The following is a 17,108-nucleotide window of genomic DNA, read 5'->3' as shown; positions in this document are numbered from 1 at the left end:
TTAGTTTGTATAATTAAAAGGCGGTCTGAAAAGACCGCTTTTTTTTATTTCTTAGACGAAAGATATACGCCAATTAATATCACAAATGCTCCGATGAATTGAATAGGTGTCAGTATTTCGTGATCCAATAATCCCCAAAAGAAAGCGACAATCGGAATTAAATACGTTACTGAAGTTGCAAAAACTGGTGATGATAATTGGATCAATTTAAAAAAAAGAATATTGGCAATTCCAGTACCCACTATTCCGAGTATCGCAATGTATGCCATTGATGTTTGAACTTCTGGAATTGTTGCTATTTCGAAAAATCCTGAAAAGTACAATAACAAAATAGCGGGAGTTAATAAAACCAAAAAGTTTCCTGTGGTTATGCTTAGAGGAGCTACGTTAGGTAAATATTTTTTAATCAAATTCACATTAGTTGCATAACAAATGGATGCCACTACTACCAAAAGCGCATAGTAATAATTTTGTTCAGGATGATTTGAAGCTCCATTAAAGACCAGCAAAATGCTCCCTAATAGACCAATGCAAATTCCGAAAAATTGATTTCTTTTAAAAGGTACTCCAAAAGCGAGCATTCCCAATACTAAAGTATTTAATGGAGTTAATGAATTTAAAATGGCAGTTGTAGAACTATCAATTTCAGTTTCGGCTAAGGCAAAAAGATAGGCAGGTAGGAACGTGCCAAAAACTGCTGTTAAGGCAATATATTTCCATTGTGATTTAGTTAGTGTAAACAAACTTTTATATCCAATTAACAGTAAAAAAAGCGCTGAAAAAATCAGACGTAAAGAGCCTAATTGTAGGGCGGTTAATCCGACTAAGCCTTTTTTAATTAAAATAAAAGAACTTCCCCAAATTAAAGAAAGAATAGTGAGATAGACCCATTTGAGCTGTTTGGATTCCATAGAAAATAATTTGGCTCAAAATTCTACTAATTTTGTGAAATTGTCCGTCTTTTTTTAATTAATTTTGTCATTATCAAAGAAATAAATATCACAAATATGAAAATTACAAAAACAATATTGGTACTGGCGTTCATTAGTCTTTTAACGGTATCCTGCAAAAAAGAAGCTGAAACAAAGGAGGTTGCGGCTGAAAAAGAAACTGCAGCACCTAAAAAAGAAGTAGTAATAGCTGCTGAAAATGTACAAACTGCGAGTTTTGAAATTGAAGGAATGACTTGCGCAATGGGTTGTGCCAAAACCATTGAAGAAGAATTAGGTGCTTTAGACGGTGTTCAAAAAGCAACGGTAGATTTTGATTCTAAAAAAGCCACTGTGGTATTTGATAAAACAATTCAAAATCAAGAAAGTTTGACTAAAGTAGTTGAAGCTACTGCTGACGGAAAAACCTATAAAGTAGTTTTACCGAAATCATAAACTAATTTACTGTATAAAATTAAAAGCATCCTTTTGGGATGCTTTTTTTGTTATTTCCATTTCAAAGTCTCTAGTAATCGTTGCATGTCATTTTTGACATAACTAGCGGCAGGCATAATGGAATCAAAATTAGGTTTGGCATAAAAATAAACCGAACCTGTTACAAAATGCTTGGTACTGTCAGTAGCATAAAACTGTGAATTAGTTGCAGCGTTTCCATCTACTTGGTAAAACATTCCAAATACTTTTTGTTGTGGATTTAGAAAGGGCTGCTCTAAAATATCATCGGCTTTAATTACGTGTTCATAGGTTAATTTTTGAGCATCGCGCAATAATTTATTGATATTTCCATTGACGGGTTTGTAGGTCAAATAAATAGTTGCTTTCATTTTTGGGTAGCTGATGGTGAAGCTACACTCTTTTTCACCTTTGATAACGGCATCGGCATTCATCTCAAAAGTAAAAGGGCATTGACTTTCAAATTGCGCATAATTGGCTTCAGGATAGTCAAGGCGTAAATGACTTGAAGGTTTTGGCAACACTTCTTTTTTACAGCTCAACACAGTCAAGGCTACAAGAATGAGCGTTATAAAAAGGATTGTTTTTTTTGGCATAAAAAATTTGTAAATGTATAGCGATTAAAAAGGCAAATCGTTAATAGGTAAAGTAGTATTCTGAGGTTCTGAAGGAGTTGTTTTGTTGTTTTCGGAATCTTTTTTAGTGTTCAAAAAAGTAAATTCAACCACTTGAATTTCAGACGTATGTTTGGTTGTTCCGTCTTCGGCTTGCCATTGACGGGATTTGATACGGCCTTCTACATAAATTTTATCTCCTTTAGAAAGGTATTTTTCGCACAATTCAGCTGCTTTATTTCGCACCACTAAATTATGCCATTCTGTAGAAGTGATTTTCTCGTTCGTTGTTTTATTGATGTAGACTTCGTGTGTTGCCAATTGAAATCGGCCAATACAATTCCCTCCTTCAAAATAATGCAACTTGACTTCGTCTCCAAGATAGCCGATAAGAATTACTTTATTTACTGTTCCATTCATAATGTCGTGGTATTTGAATCAAAGATAGGATTTTTTATTTTGCCTCGATAAAATTATGAAGCACTATAGGGAACGGATAGGTTTTCAAATCAGTTGAGTTAATACCGTTTGGAATAGTTCCGCCTACTTTTACATTCCAAAATTTAATATGCAAATGTTGGTGCGATAATTTATGAATAATGCTTTTCGAGTTTTCTTCTCCAATAGTTAGGATATTCCAATGCTGAAAATTGTTTTGAATTTGCTTTGACATAGTCTTGAAATCTTCTTCCTTTTCAGATTCAATCAAGGGGAACTCATATAAATTGTGCCAAATTCCTTTATCTGTACGTTTTTGAATAATGGTATTTTCAACGTCGTCTGAAAAGATGAGGTAATTAAAGTATCGGTTTCTGACTTTTAGTTTTTTTAATTTTACAGGAAGTTGGTCTACTTTTTTCTTTTGCAAAGCAGCGCAACTTTGGTTGAAAATACAATCCGAACAATTGGGGTTTTTTGGAACACATTGCAAAGCGCCAAATTCCATTATAGCTTGATTGAATAAGGCAGGGTTATCTTTTGGAATTGATTCCAAAGCTATTGCGCTGAACTCCTTTTTGGCGGAAGCCGAAGCAATATCGGTCTCAATATCAAAATAACGTGATAGCACCCGAAATACGTTTCCGTCAACTACAGGAACGACTTCGTTATAAGCAAATGAAGCGATGGCTGCAGCGGTGTACTCGCCAATTCCTTTTAATTGAAGTAAATCTTTATAGTTGTTTGGAAAAATACCTCCAAGTTCATTAGCAATATATTGTGCGGTTTGGTGTAAATTTCTGGCACGTGAATAATAGCCTAATCCTTGCCATAATTTTAAAACTTGTTCTTCGTGAGCATTGGCCAAATCAAAAACAGTTGGAAAGGCATTTGTAAATGAAAAAAAATAAGGCATTCCTTGCGCCACTCGCGTTTGTTGGAGCATGATTTCTGAAAGCCAAATCGGGTATGGATTGGTGGTATTTCGCCAAGGTAAATCGCGCTTGTTTTGTAAATACCAACCTATCAATAACTTAGAAAAATCCATTGTTAAATATTTGTTTGCAAAAGTAAAAGTTTATGTGATTAAAATTTAATGAATTAGCTTGAATAATTGTTTTTTTAATTCATATATTTGCAAACTCAAAAAAATAGTACAACATTTATAAATAAGGAAAGAAAATGACGAAAGCAGATATCGTAGCGAAAATTTCAGAGAAATTAGGTCTTGAAAAAGGAGATGTTCAGGCAACTGTAGAAACCTTTATGAATGAAGTTAAAACTTCATTAGAGACTGGAGATAACGTATATTTAAGAGGTTTTGGAAGTTTTATCGTAAAAACAAGAGCTGAAAAAACAGGTAGAAACATTTCAAAAAACACAACAATAAAAATTCCTGCTCACAATATTCCTGCTTTTAAACCGGCAAAAGTTTTTGTAGAAGGCGTAAAAATCAATAACGAAGCAAAATAAAAGAGTAATTAATCATAAAATCTACAAGATATGCCAAGTGGTAAAAAAAGAAAGAGACATAAGGTAGCGACGCACAAACGTAAAAAAAGAGCGAGAGCTAACCGTCACAAGAAGAAAAAGTAGTTTTAAACTACTTTTTTCTTTTTAAACGTTCATTGAAATTGAAAATTAGTAATCAGTCTCCAGTTTTTAGTATTCAGTATACTGACTGCATAGAACTGTCCGCTGCTAGCTAGTTTTCCCCGGGTTCAATACCTGTTAAAAATATTGTTTAATCCATCCTTACTATAAGTTGGTAGTTGATGGTTGATAGTTGATGGTTTTTTCCACCAATGCACAACCAATGACCGACAACCCAATGTTCGGATAAAAATGTACAGCGTGAATAAAGAATTAATCATTCGATCCAGTTCAGAAGCCGTAGATTTTGCCTTATTAAAAGATGGAAAACTAATTGAATTACACAAAGAAGAAGAAAAAAGCAACTTTCAAGTTGGTGATATTTTTATTGCCAAAATAAGAAAACCAGTTGCTGGACTGAATGCTGCTTTTGTGAATGTTGGCTTCGAAAAAGATGCCTTTTTACACTATCACGACTTAGGTCCTAATTTAGCTTCCCAACTGAAATTCATAAAACTTGTAAGCGCAGGTAAATTAAAAGATTTCTCCCTAAAAACCTTTCAGTTTGACAATGAAATTGATAAAGATGGTACCATTACAGATGTTTTGAGTGCCAATCAATCAATTTTAGTACAAGTCGTAAAAGAACCAATATCAACCAAAGGACCAAGAATTAGCGCTGAGCTTTCTCTTGCCGGACGTTTTATTGTGTTAGTTCCTTTTTCTGACCGTGTTTCTATTTCTCAAAAAATAGAAGACAAAAAAGAAAAAGATCGTTTGAAAAAACTTGTACAATCTGTTAAACCAAAAGGATTTGGTGTTATTGTTCGTACAGTAGCCGAAGGCAAAAATACAGCCGAATTAGAAAAAGATTTGCAGAACCTGCTTAGCAGATGGACTGCAATGTGTAAGAAATTACCAACTGCTCATCATCCGTCAAAAGTATTAGGAGAGCTCAACAGAGCTTCTTCCATCTTACGAGACGTATTTAACGATACCTTTAGTGGTATTCAAATTGATGATGAAGAGTTGTACCAACAAACCAAGGATTATGTACAAGAAATTGCACCGTCCAAAGAATCAATTGTGAAGTTTTATCAATCCAATGATACTCCCATTTTTGAGAAATACAATATAGAGAGACAAATCAAGACTTCCTTTGGAAAAACGGTTTCTATGAGTAAAGGGGCTTACCTTATTATTGAACATACCGAAGCATTACACGTTATTGACGTGAATAGTGGAAACCGTTCTAATAAAGCTTCTAATCAAGAAGATACCGCCATGGAAGTGAATATGATTGCAGCCGCCGAAATAGCAAGACAATTGCGTCTTCGCGATATGGGCGGAATAATCGTAGTTGATTTTATCGATATGGCGAATCCTGAAAATCGTAAAGTATTATTCGACTTCTTACGAGAAGAGATGAGCGATGATAAAGCCAAACACAAAATCTTACCGCCGAGTAAATTTGGATTAGTCCAAATAACACGTCAACGCGTAAGACCAGAAATGAATATCAAAACTAGAGAAGAAGATCCGAATAATGAAAGCGGCGAAATTGAAGCGCCAATTCTTATCATTGACAAGATTACTTTAGACCTAGAAAGAGTTCTAAACAGTCATTCAAATGTAGTACTTAATGTACATCCATTTGTGGCTGCCTACCTTACCAAAGGTTTTCCATCAATACGTTCAAAGTGGTTCTTTGAACATAAAAAATGGGTGAAAATTATACCACGTGACGCTTACACGTATTTAGAATACCATTTCTTTGACAAAAAAGGGAATGTTATTTCAGAATAAAAAAGAAACCGCCTTTCGAAAGATTGGCGGTTTTTTTATGTCCTATTGCGAGGAACGAAGCAATCTTATTTTAGGAGCTATTTCCAGCTATTCGCTCTATCTTTTTGGTGCCTTCGAGTTCCTCAGTCACCAAAAAAGGATGCCGCTTCTATCTGGGCTAAGGTTAATTAGTAAAGATTACTTCCTGCGCTCCGCAAAAAAGCGTTTCATTAGTTCCGAAGCTTCTTCTGCTAATATTCCAGAAACCACTTCAGTTTTAGGGTGCAATTGCGTTCCCATTGCTGTAAACCCACGTTGCTCATCGCTTGCACCATACACTATTTTGGAAATTTGACTCCAATACAAAGCACCAGCGCACATTTGACAAGGCTCTAAAGTGACATACAAAGTACAGTCTTTTAGGTATTTTCCACCCAAGAAATTAGCGGCTGCTGTAATGGCTTGCATTTCGGCATGAGCCGTTACGTCATGCAGTAATTCCGTTAGATTATGACTACGAGCAATGATGGTGTTATTGATTACAATTAGTGCGCCTACGGGAATTTCGCCCTTGTCAAAAGCCATCTCAGCCTCTTGCAAGGCTTTCTTCATAAAATAGGTGTCGTTGAAAGGGTTTTCCATTTGGCAAAAATAAGAATTCAATTTGTACATTTGCATCATGTCAAACAATTTACTTTCAAGTATTAACAGTCCCAATGATTTACGTCAACTTGATGTCAATCAATTGCCGCAACTGGCTCAAGAGTTGCGCGACTTCATTATTGATGTGGTTTCGGTAAAAGAAGGCCATTTGGGTGCTAGTTTGGGAGTGGTAGAGTTGACTATTGCTTTGCATTATGTTTTTGATACGCCCAACGATTGTTTAATTTGGGACGTAGGGCATCAAGCCTACGGACATAAAATACTTACGGCAAGAAGAGATAATTTCCATACCAACAGACAACTTCACGGCATTTCAGGTTTTCCAAAACGAAGCGAAAGTGAGTACGATGCTTTTGGCGTAGGCCATTCATCTACTTCTATTTCTGCTGCTTTAGGTATGGCAATTGCTGCTAATTTGAAAGGCGATTTGGAACAACAACATATTGCGGTTATTGGCGATGCCTCGATAGCTTCGGGAATGGCTTTTGAAGGACTGAATCACGCTGGAGTTACCGATGCTAATTTATTAGTCATTTTAAATGATAACGCCATTGGGATTGATCCAAGCGTGGGTGCGTTGAAAAACTATTTGACGGCCGTCAAAGAAGGAAAAAATCCGAGACAAAACAACATGATTAAGTCCTTGAATTTTGACTATTCAGGACCTATTGATGGACATGATATTCAGGCAGTAATCCAAGAATTAGAGCGACTAAAAAAAGTAAAAGGGCCAAAATTTTTGCACGTTATTACGACCAAAGGAAAAGGACTGCAACAAGCGGAAGAGAATCAAGTGCAATACCATGCCCCAGGAAAATTTGATGCTAATACGGGAGAAATTATTCCTAAATCGGAAGCAAATTTACCGCCAAAATACCAAGATGTTTTTGGTGAAACGATTTTGGATTTGGCACAAAAGAATGAAAAAATTATAGGTATTACTCCGGCAATGCCTACTGGAAGTTCGCTAAAATTAATGATGGATGCCTTTCCTAAACGTGCTTTTGACGTAGGGATAGCGGAACAACATGCGGTTACTTTGGCAGCCGGAATGGCAACACAAGGGATGGTTGTTTTTTGCAATATTTATTCGACGTTCTTACAAAGAGCGTATGATCAAGTGATTCATGATGTGGCTTTGCAAAATTTACCGGTTATTTTCTGTTTGGATCGGGCTGGTTTAGTGGGAGAGGATGGCGCTACTCATCATGGTGTTTTTGATTTGGCCTATCTGCGTTGTATTCCAAATTTAATTGTGTATTCACCACGAAATGAAATGGCTTTACAGAACATTTTGTACACCGCTCAATTAGGATTGGAACATCCTATTGCTATTCGTTACCCACGTGGACGTGGACAAAACACCCATTGGCAAACACCCTATCAAACCATACCCATTGGTAAAGCATATTGTATAAAAGAAGGAACTGAAATAGCCGTTTTGTCTAACGGAACGATTGGGAATAATGTGACGCAAGCTTTAGAAAATTTAAATTATCCAGAAGAGATTGCTCATTTTGATTTTCCTTTTGTAAAACCTTTGGACGAAACACTTTTACATACTATTTTTTCAAAATTTGATACAATAATTACTGTTGAAGATGGCGTAATTACAGGGGGTTTTGGTAGTTCCATTTTAGAATTTTCGGCTGCCAATAAGTACCATTCCAGTGTTCGGTTATTAGGGATTCCAGATGAATTTATTGAGCAAGGTACTGTTTTGGAATTGCAACAATATTGTAAAATTGACGTTACAAGTTTGGAAGCTCTTTTCCGAGAGGTACTATAAATAAATCAAAATTTTAATACTAAAAATATAATGAGATTCCGTTTTTTTCTTTTTTTATTCCTTTTTTCAATTACGATTTTTGCTCAAGAATTGGTAAGTACAAAATCGCCCGATTCAATTTCACATTGGACAAAAAAAAATAAACTGGGATTTGATATTTCAGAAATTACTTTTGTCAACTGGAGTGCAGGAGGTAATAGTGCTGTTTCAGGGTTACTCAAAGGAGATTTTTCTAGAGTTTATGCCAAAGACAATCAAAAGTGGGTAAATGATTTATCTATTCGTTATGGGTTAAATAAACAGGATGGACATGAGATGAGAAAAACAGACGATGCTATTCAGATTAACTCTACTTTTGGGTACCGAAAAGATACGATTACCAATTGGTATCATTCTGCCAAATTTAATTTCAATACTCAATTCACCAATGGATATTCGTATCCCAATACACAAAAAGCGATCTCTCGATTGTTTGCCCCGGCTTATATTTTTTTAGGAGTTGGAGCAGAAAATGCGAGTAAAAAGAAGCATCGAATTTTTTATATTTCGCCGTTTACCTTTAAGACTACTTTAGTTTTAGACCAGCGTCTGGCGAATCAGGGCGCATTTGGTGTTACTAAAGCACAGTACGATTCGAATGGCAATAGTATTGTTGATGGAAAAAAATCAAAGACAGAATTAGGGTTTTTATTTACGAGTTACTATAAAAAAGAAATAGTAAAAAATATTAATTTGGTTAATAAAGTAGTGCTGTACTCTGATTATATTAATAATTTTGGCAATATTGATATTGATTATGACTTTCTATTAGACTTAGTAGTGAATCAATATGTTCGTGCAAGTATTGGTGCACGAATTATTTATGATGATGATATTAAAGCCAAGAAGGAGATCGACGGCAAACAGGTTACGGTAGGACCTAAGGTACAATTGAAACAAATGTTAGGCGTTGGCCTTGTTTACACTTTTTAAATCACCATCAAATTACAACCTCTAATATCAGAATGGTCAAATCGACCTAAAACTTCAAAACTCCCATTGGAATATTTTTTACCTAGGTCTTGTGTAGCAATAAACGAACAGGAATTGATATTGGCTAAATCAATGACGTTGATGCCGCCTGTTTTGCCTTCTCTCACATATGACAAAGCATCTTCGGTATCGCGAACGAGGATTTGCATCCAAGAAGGACATTCAAAAATTCCTTCACCTAAAGAATAGGCTTGTGACAATAATTCGGTCATTCCATATTCTGAATGGATGGCATTGACGCCAAATCCTTCGCAAAGTTGTTGGTGTAATTCTTCGCGAATCATTTCTTTTCGTTTGCCTTTCATCCCTCCGGTTTCCATAATAATAGTGTTCTCTAACTGAAATGAATGTTTTTCGACTAAATCGAGTAAAGCATAGGTGACTCCAATTAGAACTGCATTTTGTCCTGCTTGATCTAGTTGAATTAATTTTTCAATTAGTTCGTCGTAGTTATGCAAGTAAAATCCACTTTCGGGCTGATTTGATAGTTGAATTAAATCATCTACCATATGAATTAATGATGAGCCTTCTCTTTCTAAATACGAAGGAAGCAATGCTAAAACTACATAGTCTTCAATGTTGCCATAAAACTGAGAAAATCCTTTGCGATAGCTTTCTTCATAAATACTTACATCTGTAACTAAATGTTTACTAGTACTCATTCCGGTTGTACCACTACTGGTAAAAGTAGCTTGGATAGGATTAGTATTGGAAACTACGGAGTGGCTTTTGAAAAACTGAATGGGTAAAAAAGGAATCTGTTGTATTGATTTTACTTTTTGTACATCTGTTTTTAAAAAATCGCAAAATTCACGATACACCAAATTATTCTCGTATTGAAAACGGAATACTTTCAAAGCAATTTTGTCAAATTGTTTTTGATTACTAATGGTAAATATATCGTGGGTTGAAATCAAGAATTATTTTTTTACAAAAGTAATCGAAATAAATGGGAAAAGAAACGGGTATAAAAAAAGCTCCTAAAAATGGAGCTTTAAATAGAATTTATTTAGGTGGTTTGATGATAGGTTTCAAATAGATATTGTAACGTTTCATTAATATTGTTGGCTTGAATCAAAGGCATTGAATTGTTATTGTTAAGCCAATTCTCTATAATTAATTCAAAGTTATCACCGACTTCGTAAACCACAGGTACGCCCATTTTTTTCAATGCCGCTGCATTACATTCTTGTTCGTAGTGGTTTAGAATCGGGATACTTAGTATTTTCTTTTTCAGATACAACGCTTCGGCTGGAGTTTCAAATCCGCCCCCAGTAATGATGCCATGACAACTAATTAAACTTTCGTTGAAATTGATTTGGTTAACAGGATAATAAGTAATGTTACCTATTGTGTGTTTGAATTTTACCTCACTCAAAAACCAATGAAATTCTTGGTCAGGAAGGTTGCTAAAAGCTTTTTCTAGACAAGTTTGATCAAATGACGGAAGATAAACCGTGATGTGACCCAAATTGGTAGGTTCTGCTTGTTGAATTTCATTTTTAATGATAGGAGGAACAATGAACGAATCGTATTTTTCAAAATGTAATCCAATGTTTTTTGGTGCTGAAGCATAATGTTTTAAAATCATTTCTCCCATTACGCTTTTCTTATCTGGTCTTGGTGTTTGTTTTGAAACAAAACTTGCTTGATGCCCCAATTGAACAGAATGTACTTTTTGCAGTTTACAAGCTAATGAAGTAATAGAATCAAAATCATTAATCACTACATCATAATTTTTAAGAGGCAAGGATTTAGCCTCTTTATACATTTGGATAGGTTTAATTTTCTTGGTAATATTCCAATAATCTAAACCGCCACATTTACTGTAGAATAAACTACAACCAGAACTTTTGAATTTTACTGGTAAATCAATAGCTAAACTGGCATTACTACCACTCATAAAAAAATCTACTTCTCCAAATTTAAGTAAGTAGGGGTATAGTTGCATTGCTCTACTTATATGACCATTACCTGTTGCTTGAATAGCATAAAATATTTTCATCCAATGTTATTTGTGCTTTTAAATGCAATTGATTTGGTGTTATTGAGAAAGAATTTTGTTGACAATGTCGTTTATTGTATCATCATCAACAGCTATATCTTGATTTTTAAAATCAATTTTTTTATAATGAAATAGGCGCCATTTCTTTTTGTTGTATTCTAATGCAGTAAGATTTTCTACCCAATCACCACTATTTAAATACATTACTTTTCCGTGTTCATTAGCAACTTCTTTCATTTGCGGTTTGTGAATGTGTCCACAAATCACATAATCGATTTTTTTTTCGATGGCAATTTCGGCGGCAGTAGTTTCAAAATTAGAGACAAAAGCAACGGCCTTTTTAACACTATCTTTGATCATTTTAGAATAGCTTCTCTTTTCTTTGCCCATCAGAACTAAAAACCAATTGATTAAGCTGTTGATTAGAATCAATAAATCATATCCTTTTCCTCCGAGTTTAGCTAAGATCTTTGCATATCCTTTCGTAGAAGAGTCAAATACATCTCCGTGAAAAATCCATGTTTTCTTTCCGTCTAATTCTAAAATTAATTTGTCAGCTAATTCAAAATTTCCTAAAACAAAATCAGAGTATTTTCGAAGTGCCTCATCGTGATTTCCAGTGATATAAATTACTTTAGTTCCTTGGTTTGACATTTTTAAAATCTGCCGCAACACATTCATATGAGCAGCTGGAAAATAACTTTTACTAAAGTTCCAAATGTCAAAAATATCTCCATTTAAAACGAGCATTTCAGGTTGAATAGATTTTAAGTAAGAGAGTAATTCATTCGCATGGCAGCCATAAGTTCCTAAGTGTACGTCGCTTAGTACAACTAAGGGTATTTTTCTTTTCTTTTTCATATATGTAAAAGTTATTTACCAACAGTCATATATGTTATCGCTTTTTGTTTATTGGTGTTTGCTTGCGCAAACTTTTTGATAACGGCGATTTCATAAATAATTTTTACGAAAGTAGAAAGGAAGTGTTATGGGGATGTTTGCTTAAGATTATTAAAATATAATTTATTTAAAATAGGAGTTATTCTAAAAAAATATTTTTAAAAAGGTTGTAGAATGATGAGTGAAAAATTATCGTACGATTAATTTTCGAGTGGTAGAAGCTTCTTCTTCTTTGATTTTGATGATGTATACACCAGGAGTTAATGTAGATACATTGAGTTCTCTTGAACTCAACATAGTTTGGAGTACTTTTTTGCCTAAAACATCAAAAATTTGTATCTCTTTATCTAAATCATTTTTAGTTGTAATATATACTTTACCATTACTCACAGGATTAGGATACAGGTTCAAGCCTTCTATTGAAGTTGATTCTTGTAGTCTAGATTGTAGTCTTGTTTCCTGAGCAGAAACACTCAAAGAACAAAAGAACAACGTTAAAATAGTAGTATAAAAGTAGATTTTTGTCATTCAAAAAAGATTCACTAACGCAAATATAACGAATTTATTTTACAGAATATAAAAAAAACCACTGCGTAATCTGCAGTGGTTTAAATTATTAGGTGTTTTGATGTTATTTAATCAAACTTGCCCCGTTCACAGTAGCCCAAGCACCAGTGGTTAAGCTTGCCCCAGTTGCAGTAGTTGATGTTGCCCAATTTGTTGTTGGTAAGAAACTTGATGCTGCAACTGTAAATGTTGTAGCGCCAGAAATAAACGTGTTATCAGTGTTAGTGATTGTAACGTTTGTTAGTTTAATTTTTCCAGCTGCAACTTGATTGTTGTAAGTTGCTAAATCTAAGATTTGAATTGCACCACCATTCTTAGTAGTAGGAGTAGTTTGGTTTTTATAACCATCAATGATAATGTTACTGTACTCCCCATTACCTTCTTTTTTGAATTGGATAGCATCCAATTGAATTTCTGATTGTGCTTCAGTTGCAGTTCCAGTAGCTCTTTTAAGAGTAATGTTTGTAACTTTTGGCCAGAATGCATTGTTAACACTTTTTGCTTCAATTTCCATTCCGTAATTACCTACAACTTCTTGGTAAGCATACCAGTTGGTGTTTTCTTGACCTCTCCAACCGTCTTGCCAGTCAAAAGCGTCATCTGCATTTCCGTAAGAAATTAAGTTTTTAGCACTTACAGTTCCTCCATAAAATTCGAATCCATCATCATTACCTTTGTAAGAAACTAAATTCTCTAAAATTGTTCCTGATCCAACAGAATAAAAAGAGAATCCGTTTTGTTCCTTATTGTTTTGAGTAATAACTTGCCCAGCATATTCTACTCTTACATATTTTAGAGTACCTCCATTATGAGTAGCATTGGCTCCACCATATGATAATGCTAAACCGTCTTCAGAAGTAGCGGTTTGTGGCGCTACAGCTGTTGCAGAGTTTACAATAGGTGCATCACCATACATAATGATACCCCCCCAAGATCCAGATACTTTCGATTTTTCGGTAAATACAATTGGTTCAGCAGCTGTACCAACAGCAACTAATTTACCTCCATTTAAAATTACAAACGCATCATCACCATCTGCTTTGTCTGCTGTTATCGTAGAACCAGCTTCAAAAGTTATCGTTACTCCACTTGCTACCTTAGCAAAACCTTTTAGCGTATAGTTTCCATAAGCATACGTTTTAGAAACGGTTAAATCACCTGCTATTTCGCCAGTTACTGGAACTTTAGTAGTTTCGGTTTCGTTACTTGAACAACTAGCTAAGCTACTAGTAATAATGATAGCTAAACTAAATGCGATTTTTTTCATAATAATTTTTTTCATAATAATTTTAATTGATTTTTTGTTTTTCAAAAGTACTTTGTCTTATTTTTTTTGACCTTTTCTTATTGTTATTAAAACATGATTAAAAAGCGATATAAATGTTTTTTTAACGTTAAGTAGGTTATGTTAAAATGAATAAGAAATATTCATTGAGAACCCAATTCCTTTAGTGAAATCTTTAACTGTTAAATCTTTTTCTGTGATAGGGAGTTTGCTTTCTTCACCCAGCTTAATGCTGTATTTAGGATTCAAAATATTATCTATTGAAAATTTTGCTTCCCATTTTTTTCCTATTTTATTGTTCCAAACTAAATCTAATTTATTGAAAGGTTGTTCGTAGTAATGATCAAGTCCATTAGTTCCTACCGCATAAATTCTTTTACCATAAACATTGTACACTAATGATACTGTATTGTTCCAATTATTAGAAAAATCAAAATCATATTTCAAATCGGCATTAATTAACCACGGAGAGGCACCTTGAAGTTTTCTGTTTGGATTTGTTTCAGTTGTATTGTTTTTACTTATCGTTACTTTTGAATACATCAATGAAGTGTTGAATCCTAAAGATAAATTTTTGAAACTATTAGATATCCTTTCTAATTGTACTAATAATTCCAATTCAGCTCCAAGAAGTAAGGCTTTGTCTGAGTTATCATAAGTAATGATTTGGCCACCACTTCCAGCTGATTGAGTAAACAATCTTTCGATAGGATTTTGGATTAATTTTGAAAAAGTAGTTACAGCAAGTAATTCTTTTGTGGTTGGGAAAATTTCATATTTCAAATCAAAATTATAGTTGTTACTATTTATTACATTTGGATTACCGTTCTCGATTGTGCCATCTAAATTCACAAATTCAAGAGGATAAGATTCCATGATAACAGGTCGTGTAATAGTTTTTGAAGCAGCAAATCTTAAATTTGAAGCATCATTAAATTTGTATTTCATATTTAATGACGGTAAGATGTCAACTCCAGTCACTGTCTTTTTTTGATAGGGATCATCAAAAGAGCCCGGAGTTCTGTATTTAGTTTCTCTAAAACTTTGCTCCACTCGTACTCCAAAATTCATTTCGTAAACATCACTAATTTTCAAAGCTACATCAGTATAACCTGCATTAACATATTCTAATAATTTAGCTTTGTATGTTGAATTCGTTCCTTCTCTATACGTGAAATTAGTATTAGTAATCTCTGAGGCTAAAGTAGCATCGGGAGTGTTAGTAGTAAAAGTTATTGCATTTGAGTTTAATCTTTCAGAAACTAGAAATCTAAAACTTGATTCCATATTGTTAACATAAGAATTATAACCCACTGTTAATTTATGAGAATTGTTTAATTCGGCTTTGCCAAAATTCCAAGTATATTCCAACATTCCTGAAACGTTGAATTTACCGTCAACATCGAAAGTTTGTCTGTACAAACTATTGCCCGTATAACTGATGGCAGTTGTGTTTTCGTCAAGCAATACACCTTTGAATGATTTTCTATCTGGTAATTGGAATCCAGTTTTTGTGAAAGAAACACCCGCTTTAATGTTTTGTTTATCGTCCTTTGATAGTTTGTAATTTCCAAACAATTGTGTGTTTAAGAAGTCAGATTGAGTCAATTGATTCATTCTGATAAATCCATTACTATTGACAGTGGCAGAATTTGTATAACCCAATTGATCTTGTATCATATTATCTGTTGATTTTAAATAGAAAGTATTTGAAGTTAAATTCAATCGTTCTGATTTAAAGTTTAAAGAAGCTAACGCAGATGAATTGGTAATGTACTTGTATTGCTTGTTGAACAAATCATTGTCATAGTTTCCTTGTGCTGCATTGAAAAAACGATCAGCACCTTCTCGGTATTGGTACTTGTTGTCAAAATTGAAGGATAAAAGATATTGAAGTGAATTACTGTTCTTTCCAATTGTGAATTTTTCTGAATTTAAAATTCCGAAACTTGTATTAAGTGGAGAATTAGCTTCTTCGACATCATATCCTGAACCAAATTGATTTAATGCCTCGTTTGTGGTGAAAACGTGGTTGCTAGGAACTTTGCCTAAAACAGCAGGAAAATTTCTTTCAGTACCTGAAAATCCAAAATAATCTCCAACGGAAGTTGCATCTTTAGAAGTTAGAAATTTTCTTAAATTATTGTTAGAAGTAAAACCAGCTCCAAAATTAATTTTGGTTTGACTTTTAGAACCTTTAGAAGTAGCAATATTGAAAGTTCCCCCAGCAAAATCCCCGAATAAGTTAGTGTTAAATGTTTTATACGTGTCGATAACACTTACAATGTCTGTTGGAAAAATATCTAATGGAATAATTTTCTTAAATGGATTGTTTGAAGGAACTGCTAAATCGTTAATTAATAAATTATTATACCGATCTTCTAGTCCTCTTACAAAAAGTCCCCTGCCATCTACTTTAGTAATTCCAGTAACTTTAGTCAAACCTTCTTCAACGTCACTTACTCCTTTTCGAGCCATTTCTTGTGCGCCAATACTTTGTTTTATAGAAACTGCATTTTTTTGTTCTAATAATAGTGCGGTTTCTTTCTCCCTATTACGGGTTGATTTCACTACAACTTCCTTTAAGTTGTAACTTGCAGCTACTAACATTTCGTTAATAATAGTAGTTTCGCCTTCTTTTACAGTTACGATTGCTTCAGTAGTTTCATAACCAGGCAAACTAAATTCTACTATATAATCACCAGCAGATACAGAAAGTGAATACTTTCCTTCGCCATCAGTATTAGTGTAGATATTTGTTCCTTTTATTACTACAGTTGCGTTTGAAAGCGCTTTGTTGGTTGCATTTTTGTCTGTTAGGACACCTGTAATTGTTCCTAAATTTTTGGCAAAGCCAAGTGTCGTAATTAATAGAACGATAAATAATACTCGAATTCTCATTTTAATTTCATTTTTAATTTACGCAAAGGAATGGTGACTATTTGAACCTAGAGTTAGCTGATTATTACCATTGGGTTTCGGTATTATTATTAAATCGTTAACATATTAAATTACGGTTAATAGCCTTTTATAA

The 17,108-nt window shown here is 33.9% G+C and carries 16 protein-coding genes; 5 read left to right on the top strand and 11 right to left on the bottom strand.

Annotated elements, in window-relative coordinates; genetic code table 11:
• Positions 1-44: 44 nt before the first annotated feature.
• Positions 45-911: a DMT family transporter gene (locus tag Q0L65_RS06920; RefSeq protein WP_296684757.1), complete on the bottom strand. Its 867-nt coding sequence runs from the start codon at positions 909-911 to the stop codon at positions 45-47.
• Between the two features lie 96 nt (positions 912-1,007).
• Here Q0L65_RS06920 and Q0L65_RS06915 point away from each other — a divergent pair, with 96 nt between their 5' ends.
• Positions 1,008-1,385, top strand: coding sequence for a heavy metal-associated domain-containing protein (locus Q0L65_RS06915; protein ID WP_296684755.1), 378 nt, complete (start codon positions 1,008-1,010; stop codon positions 1,383-1,385).
• A 50-nt stretch (positions 1,386-1,435) separates the two neighbouring features.
• Here the strand turns inward: Q0L65_RS06915 and gldD are convergent, their stop codons facing one another.
• From gldD to mutY, 3 genes are read right to left on the bottom strand one after another with little or no spacing between them, the layout of a single operon-like run.
• The gene (gene gldD, locus Q0L65_RS06910) at positions 1,436-1,999 is read right to left on the bottom strand and encodes a gliding motility lipoprotein GldD (protein ID WP_296684753.1); all 564 of its coding nucleotides are present in this window, start codon (positions 1,997-1,999) and stop codon (positions 1,436-1,438) included.
• A 24-nt stretch (positions 2,000-2,023) separates the two neighbouring features.
• Entirely contained in the window at positions 2,024-2,437 is a 414-nt protein-coding gene (ssb, locus tag Q0L65_RS06905; protein WP_296684751.1) for a single-stranded DNA-binding protein, read from the bottom strand.
• Positions 2,438-2,471: 34 nt separating this feature from the next.
• The gene (gene mutY / locus Q0L65_RS06900) at positions 2,472-3,503 is read right to left on the bottom strand and encodes an A/G-specific adenine glycosylase (RefSeq protein ID WP_296684750.1); all 1,032 of its coding nucleotides are present in this window, start codon (positions 3,501-3,503) and stop codon (positions 2,472-2,474) included.
• Between the two features lie 134 nt (positions 3,504-3,637).
• Between mutY and Q0L65_RS06895 the strand changes: the two genes are divergently transcribed.
• Both Q0L65_RS06895 and Q0L65_RS06890 read left to right on the top strand, forming a co-directional pair.
• On the top strand, positions 3,638-3,928 hold the full coding sequence (locus Q0L65_RS06895) for an HU family DNA-binding protein (RefSeq protein WP_039112429.1): 291 nt from the start codon (positions 3,638-3,640) through the stop codon (positions 3,926-3,928).
• Between the two features lie 381 nt (positions 3,929-4,309).
• A complete protein-coding gene (locus tag Q0L65_RS06890; RefSeq protein WP_296684745.1) occupies positions 4,310-5,854 on the top strand; it encodes a ribonuclease E/G in 1,545 nt (514 codons plus the stop codon).
• Positions 5,855-6,031: 177 nt separating this feature from the next.
• Here Q0L65_RS06890 and Q0L65_RS06885 read toward each other — a convergent pair whose 3' ends face one another.
• On the bottom strand, positions 6,032-6,475 hold the full coding sequence (locus tag Q0L65_RS06885; RefSeq protein ID WP_296684744.1) for a nucleoside deaminase: 444 nt from the start codon (positions 6,473-6,475) through the stop codon (positions 6,032-6,034).
• Positions 6,476-6,512: 37 nt separating this feature from the next.
• Here Q0L65_RS06885 and Q0L65_RS06880 point away from each other — a divergent pair, with 37 nt between their 5' ends.
• Both Q0L65_RS06880 and Q0L65_RS06875 read left to right on the top strand, forming a co-directional pair.
• Complete coding sequence (locus Q0L65_RS06880) at positions 6,513-8,285, top strand: 1-deoxy-D-xylulose-5-phosphate synthase (RefSeq protein WP_296684742.1); 1,773 nt, start codon at positions 6,513-6,515, stop codon at positions 8,283-8,285.
• A gap of 30 nt (positions 8,286-8,315) precedes the next feature.
• A complete protein-coding gene (locus Q0L65_RS06875; RefSeq protein WP_296684741.1) occupies positions 8,316-9,257 on the top strand; it encodes a DUF3078 domain-containing protein in 942 nt (313 codons plus the stop codon).
• Here Q0L65_RS06875 and Q0L65_RS06870 read toward each other — a convergent pair.
• The 6 genes from Q0L65_RS06870 to Q0L65_RS06845 all read right to left on the bottom strand — a co-directional run bounded on the left by Q0L65_RS06870 (position 9,254) and on the right by Q0L65_RS06845 (position 16,975).
• Positions 9,254-10,234: an acyl transferase gene (locus tag Q0L65_RS06870; RefSeq protein WP_296684739.1), complete on the bottom strand. Its 981-nt coding sequence runs from the start codon at positions 10,232-10,234 to the stop codon at positions 9,254-9,256. The two genes, Q0L65_RS06875 and Q0L65_RS06870, sit on opposite strands and share 4 nt — an antisense overlap.
• Positions 10,235-10,326: 92 nt before the next feature.
• Positions 10,327-11,322 carry a glycosyltransferase family protein gene (locus Q0L65_RS06865; RefSeq protein WP_296684738.1) on the bottom strand — a complete coding sequence of 332 codons (996 nt, stop codon included), beginning with the start codon at positions 11,320-11,322 and terminating at the stop codon, positions 10,327-10,329.
• A 39-nt stretch (positions 11,323-11,361) separates the two neighbouring features.
• Positions 11,362-12,183 carry a UDP-2,3-diacylglucosamine diphosphatase gene (locus tag Q0L65_RS06860; protein ID WP_296684736.1) on the bottom strand — a complete coding sequence of 274 codons (822 nt, stop codon included), beginning with the start codon at positions 12,181-12,183 and terminating at the stop codon, positions 11,362-11,364.
• A gap of 228 nt (positions 12,184-12,411) precedes the next feature.
• Complete coding sequence (locus Q0L65_RS06855) at positions 12,412-12,750, bottom strand: T9SS type A sorting domain-containing protein (RefSeq protein WP_296684734.1); 339 nt, start codon at positions 12,748-12,750, stop codon at positions 12,412-12,414.
• A 103-nt stretch (positions 12,751-12,853) separates the two neighbouring features.
• The gene (locus Q0L65_RS06850; protein WP_296684733.1) at positions 12,854-14,056 is read right to left on the bottom strand and encodes a hypothetical protein; all 1,203 of its coding nucleotides are present in this window, start codon (positions 14,054-14,056) and stop codon (positions 12,854-12,856) included.
• Positions 14,057-14,197: 141 nt separating this feature from the next.
• Positions 14,198-16,975 (bottom strand): TonB-dependent receptor, encoded by a 2,778-nt coding sequence (locus tag Q0L65_RS06845; RefSeq protein ID WP_296684731.1) that lies wholly within the window; start codon positions 16,973-16,975, stop codon positions 14,198-14,200.
• Positions 16,976-17,108 lie beyond the last annotated feature (133 nt).

The sequence above is a fragment of the Flavobacterium sp. genome (assembly GCF_024642105.1).
GTDB lineage: Bacteria > Bacteroidota > Bacteroidia > Flavobacteriales > Flavobacteriaceae > Flavobacterium.
The sequence above is the reverse complement of the archived record's forward strand: the minus strand, read 5'-3'. Positions and strand labels throughout refer to the sequence as shown.